This window comes from Corallococcus praedator, assembly GCF_003612125.1.
Taxonomy (GTDB): Bacteria; Myxococcota; Myxococcia; order Myxococcales; family Myxococcaceae; genus Corallococcus; species Corallococcus praedator.
This window is the reverse complement of record NZ_RAWI01001413.1, coordinates 1-389: the sequence shown is the minus strand read 5'-3', so window position 1 is coordinate 389 and position 389 is coordinate 1. Positions and strand designations below refer to the sequence as shown.

The following is a 389-nucleotide window of genomic DNA, read 5'->3' as shown; positions in this document are numbered from 1 at the left end:
GAAGGAATCATTGAACCGACGATGTGACCTTCCATATGGTTGACCGGTACGACGGGGACATTCCACAGTTCGCCGAGCATGCGAGCGAAGGTTAGACCGACCCAGAGGGCTGGTTCGAGACCAGGACCTTCGGTGACCGCGATACGATCGATGACTGGTGCCGCGTGATAGAGATGGTGTGCTGCTGCAGCGAATGTTTCGAAGAGTTCCGGATTTTGTGGAGCGACCTCGGTGCGGAATTGTGTGATGAGTGCATCGAGTTCGGCAACTGTTTTCGTACGGATTGCCTTCGGTGCAGTATCAGCTTGAGTAATGAGTTTATGGAGGAGGGGAACGAGATTCTTGCCGTGTTCGCGCTTGGCGAGGTTGGGATAGACGCCACCGTATGC

The 389-nt window shown here is 54.8% G+C and carries 1 pseudogene; it reads right to left on the bottom strand.

Annotated elements, in window-relative coordinates:
• Positions 1 to 389: pseudogene (locus tag D7Y13_RS44685) on the bottom strand (hypothetical protein); the annotation flags it as partial.